The following is a 4,602-nucleotide window of genomic DNA, read 5'->3' on the forward strand; positions in this document are numbered from 1 at the left end:
GGGCGTGGCGGCGGCCAGGACGGCCGCGTACGCCGCGGCCGCCGCGTCCGGATCGGCCCCGAACTCGCCGTCGGAGGGCGGCATGGGATGGACCCGGCTCTCGTCGACCGGCACGTGGTCGAGCAGCGCCTCGCGGGCCTGCTTCTCGTTGCGCTCCGGGTCGTCGGCGGGCACGAAGCGCTCGTCGCCCCAGAAGAACTCGACCCGCGACCAGTCCACCGCCTCCCGTGCGGGACTGTCCCGCACCTGCTCCAGCACGGCGATGCCGGTACCCCCGCCGGTGAGCACGAGCGACGCCCTGCCGCGCCGGGACTGCGCATCGGCCAGCGCCGTGACCAGCCGGGCGGCGCAGGCGGCGGCCAGCACGTCCGGATCGGGGTGGACGACGACGTCGGTGGTGGCCCCGTCGCCGGAGCCCGGACGGGGAAACCCTCCGTCGGTGGACATGTTCCGCCCTCTCTCCCGGTGGTTGTCGGTCGTCAGCGTCGCTTCGTGGCGCGCCCGCCGGAGGGGTCCGCGGCGGAGGTGCCGGACTCCCCGGCCCCGGTCCCGCCCGCCCCGGTCGCGCCCTTCTCACGCCGGCTCCGACCGGGGGAGAGCTTGCCGAGGCCGCGCAGCGCCGCCTCGTAGACCTCGTCCGGGTCGAGGTTGCGCAGTTCCTCGATCAGACAGTCGCGGGTGGTCCTGCGCTGCAGCCCCACCCGGCGGGGAGGCTGGGACGGCTGGGTCAGGGTGCCCGTCCTGCCGTCCGGACGGTGCAGCTCGATCGGGCCGGACGGCCGGTCCAGCGACACCGACACGATGCCCTCCGCCTCGGTGGTCTTGACCCGCCGGACCGGGACCCGCAGGTACTCGGCCAGCCACCCGGCGAGCAGCTCCGTGGACGGGGAGTCGGCCTCGCCGGTCACCGACGCGCTGGTGACCGGTTCGTAGGGCGGAAGGTCCAGCGCCGACACGAGCTGGGCCCGCCAGTGCGTCAGCCGGGCCCAGGCGAGGTCGGTGTCCCCCTCGCTGTAGGTGCGGCTCCGGGCGCGGATGGCCCGGATCGGGTTCGTCTGGGCGGCCGAGTCGGTGATCCGGCGCTGCGCCAGTTGACCGAGCTGGTCACCCGCGGGGGCGGCCGGTGCCCGCCCCGGCCACCAGGTCACGATCGGGGTGTCCGGGAGCAGGAGCGGGACCACGGCGCTGCGCCCCTGGTTGGCCAGCGGGCCGTACAGGCGCAGCACGATGACGTCGCTCGCGCCGGCGTCACCGCCGACCCGGATCTGCCCGTCGATTCGGGGTGCGGCCGTGCGCGCACCCTTGGCGACCACGATCACCCGCGAGGGGTGCTCGCGGCTGGCCTCGTTCGCGGCGTCGATGGACGCCTCGAGCTGCTCGTCGTCCTCCGCGGCGATCACCAGCGTGAGCACCCGGCCCAGCGCCACCGCACCGCCGCGTTCCCGGATCTCGACGATCTTCCTGTTCAGCTGGGACGTCGTCGTCGACGGCAGATCGATGATCACGGGCGCCTCCAGTGCCTGCCGGTGCGGGCCAGCATCGCCCGGGCCGAGGGTGGCCCCCACGAGCCCGGTTCGTACGGCTCGGGGGCGCCGCCCTGCCGGGCCCAGTAGTCCAGGACGGGGTCGAGGATCCGCCAGGACAGCTCGACCTCCTCGTTGCCGGGGAACAGCGACGGCTCGCCCAGCAGGACGTCCAGGATGAGCCGTTCGTAGGCCTCCGGCGAACTCTCGGTGAACGAGTGCCCGTAGCCGAAGTCCATCGTGACGTCGCGGACCTCCATCGTCGTGCCCGGGACCTTCGAGCCGAACCGCATCGTCACGCCCTCGTCCGGCTGCACCCGGATCACCAGCGCGTTCTCCCCGAGCTCCTCGGTGGCGGTGAAATCGAACGGCAGGTGCGGAGCCCGCTTGAACACCACCGCCACCTCGGTGACCCGGCGGCCCAGCCGCTTGCCGGTGCGCACGTAGAACGGCACCCCGCCCCAGCGCCGGTTGCGCACCTCCAGGGTCACCGCGGCGTAGGTCTCGGTGGTCGAGTCCTTCGAGAAGCCCTGCTCCTGCAGCAGTCCCGGCACCTTCGTGCCGCCCTGCCACCCTCCGGTGTACTGGCCCCGCGCCGTGGTCTCGTCGAACGGGCCCACCGCCGTCGTCGCGCCGAGCACCTTCACCTTCTCCGCACGCAGCGCCGTCGGTTCGAAGGACACGGGCTCCTCCATCGCCGTCAGCGCCAGCAACTGGAGCAGGTGGTTCTGGATGACATCCCGTGCGGCTCCGATGCCCTCGTAGTATCCCGCGCGGCCGTTCAGCCCGATGTCCTCGGCCATCGTGATCTGCACGTGGTCGACGTAGTGCGCGTTCCACAGTGGTTCGAACATCTGGTTGGCGAAGCGCAGCGCCATGATGTTCTGCACGGTCTCCTTGCCGAGGTAATGGTCGATGCGGAAGACCGACTCCTCGGGGAAGACGTCGTTGACCACGGCGTTGAGTTCGCGGGCGCTGTCCAGATCGTGCCCGAACGGCTTCTCGATGACCACCCGGCGCCACGCGTCCTCGTCCGACGAGGCCAGCCCACACCGGGCGAGCTGCTTGGTCACCGTCGGGAACGCCCACGGTGGGATGGACAGGTAGAACGCGGTGTTGCCCCCGGTTCCCCGCTCCTCGGCGAGGGTGTGCACGGTCTCGGCGAGCCGGTCGAAGGCGTCGTCGTCGTCGAAACTGCCCTGGACGAACCGGATGCCCTCGGCCAGCCGGTTCCACACCGACTCCCGGAACGGCGTCCGCGCGTGCTCGGCCACCGCGTCGTGCACCTGCTGCCCGAAGTCCTCCTCCGCCCACTCCCGGCGGGCGAACCCGATCAGCGAGAACCCCGGGGGCAGCAGGCCCCGGTGCGCGAGGTCGTAGATCGCCGGCATCAGCTTCTTCCGGGAGAGGTCCCCGGTCACGCCGAAGATCACCAGACTGGACGGCCCCGCGATCCTCGGTAGCCGCTTGTCGAGGGGATCCCGGAGCGGGTTGGTCCACGTCCGCGTCGCCGGATGCGCCGTCATCGGGTGCGCTCCCGCCTGTTCATCGCCGGAGTTCCTGCACGGCACGGACGACCTCGGCCAGTCCCGCCGCGCGGTCGGTCAGGTGCAGGCGCAGCACCGGTCTGCCGTGCTCGACCAGCACCTGGCCGTCCCCGAGCGCTTGGGCCCGCTGCAGGGTCCCCAGAGTGTAGGGCCGGTCCGGCACGGCGAGGTCGTCGGTGACCGCGCCGGTGAGCTGGAGGAAGATGCCGTTCGGGTGGCCGCCCTTGTGGTACTGGCCGGTGGAGTGCAGGAAGCGCGGCCCCCAGCCGAACGTGGTCTGCAGTCCGGTGCGGCGGGCGAGTTCGGCGCGCAGTAGTTCGGCCGAGGCGTCGTCCAGCCGGTCCAGGTAGGCCTGCACCGCGAGGTAGCCGTCCCCGTCCGCGGTGTCCACGAACCGGCGCAGCACCGCCGCGAGCGTGTCGGTGTCGGGGGAGGACCCGGGCACCCCGCTCGCGGACACCTCCACCGGGCCGAACACCGCGTCGGGTTCGGCGGATTCGCCCGTCTGCGCGGAGGTGTCCAGCAACGCCCGTGCGGCCTTCTTCGCGGCCTCCACGTCGGGCTGGTCGAACGGGTCGATGCCGAGCAGTCTGCCCGCGACGGCGATCGCGTACTGCCACAGCAGGAACTGGGCCCCCAGTGGTCCGGAGGTCACCACCCGCGCGGCGTCCACGCCTCCGCCGACGGTCACCGGGGTGGCGTCGGCGCCCGCGTCGGCGAAGCCGGGCGCGTCGGCCCCCTCGACCACCACGGGGAGCAGGCCGGTGCCCTGTTTGCCGGTGGACTCGGCGATCAGCTGCTCCGCCCAGTCACCGAAGCCCGCGAGGCCGGAGCCGGTGTCGGCCAGCACCACCTTCTCCGCCCCGTCCGCGTGCGCGGCGGCCAGCGCGGAGGCCAGCACCAGCGCCGGGTTCTCCGGCGAGTCGGCCGCGAACCGGTCGGCCACCAGTGCCGCCTGGTCGAGCAGCCGGGCCACGTCGGCACCCGCGAGCCCGGCGGGCACGAGCCCGAACGCGCTCAACGCCGAGTACCGGCCACCGACGTCCGGGTCGGCGGTGAACACCCGGCGGTACCCCTGTTCGGCCCCCAGTTCGGCCAGCGGGGAGCCCGGATCGGTCACGACGACGATCCGGCGTGCCGGATCGACACCCGCCTCGGTGAACGCCCGCTCGAAGATGCGGCGGTGACTGTCGGTCTCCACCGTCGTGCCGGACTTGGACGAGACCACCAGCACCGTGCGGTCCAGCTCGCCGGCCAGGGCGTCGGCGACCTGGTCGGGGTCGGTCGTGTCCACCACCGTGAGCCGGACCCCCTCGGTGCGGGTGATCACCTCGGGGGCGAGCGAGGAGCCGCCCATCCCGGCGAGCACGATCCGGTCGAACCCTTCCGACCGCAACTCGGTGCGCAGCTGCTCGATCTCGCCGATCAGCGGCCGCGAGCCGCGGTGCAGCGCCGTCCACGCCAGCCGGACCGACGCCTCGGCCTCGGCGTCCGGCCCCCACAGCGTCGGGTCCTGCGCGGCCAGCCTGCCC

General features: G+C 73.1%; 4 protein-coding genes. All 4 read right to left on the reverse strand.

Annotated features, from left to right (window positions below; translation table 11 throughout):
* Window positions 1–447: 6-phosphogluconolactonase (locus tag SACHA_RS22040; protein ID WP_019810587.1), on the reverse strand; the 447-nt coding region annotated here is incomplete at its 3' end.
* Window positions 448–479: 32 nt separating this feature from the next.
* Window positions 480–1,505, reverse strand: coding sequence for a glucose-6-phosphate dehydrogenase assembly protein OpcA (gene opcA / locus SACHA_RS0113375; protein WP_051110227.1), 1,026 nt, complete (start codon window positions 1,503–1,505; stop codon window positions 480–482).
* A complete protein-coding gene (gene zwf, locus SACHA_RS0113380) occupies window positions 1,502–3,049 on the reverse strand; it encodes a glucose-6-phosphate dehydrogenase (RefSeq protein ID WP_019810590.1) in 1,548 nt (515 codons plus the stop codon). The genes opcA and zwf overlap by 4 nt, the downstream gene beginning before the upstream one ends.
* Before the next feature lie 19 nt (window positions 3,050–3,068).
* On the reverse strand, window positions 3,069–4,602 hold a 1,534-nt coding region (locus SACHA_RS22045), incomplete at its 5' end, for a hypothetical protein (RefSeq protein WP_019810591.1).

Source organism: Saccharomonospora halophila 8 (assembly GCF_000383775.1).
Taxonomy (GTDB): domain Bacteria; phylum Actinomycetota; class Actinomycetes; order Mycobacteriales; family Pseudonocardiaceae; genus Saccharomonospora; species Saccharomonospora halophila.

Excerpts from the sequence above, each read along its gene's own strand:
- zwf (WP_019810590.1), bottom strand. The coding sequence starts at position 3,049 with ATGACGGCGCATCCGGCGACGCGGACGTGGACCAACCCGCTCCGGGAT.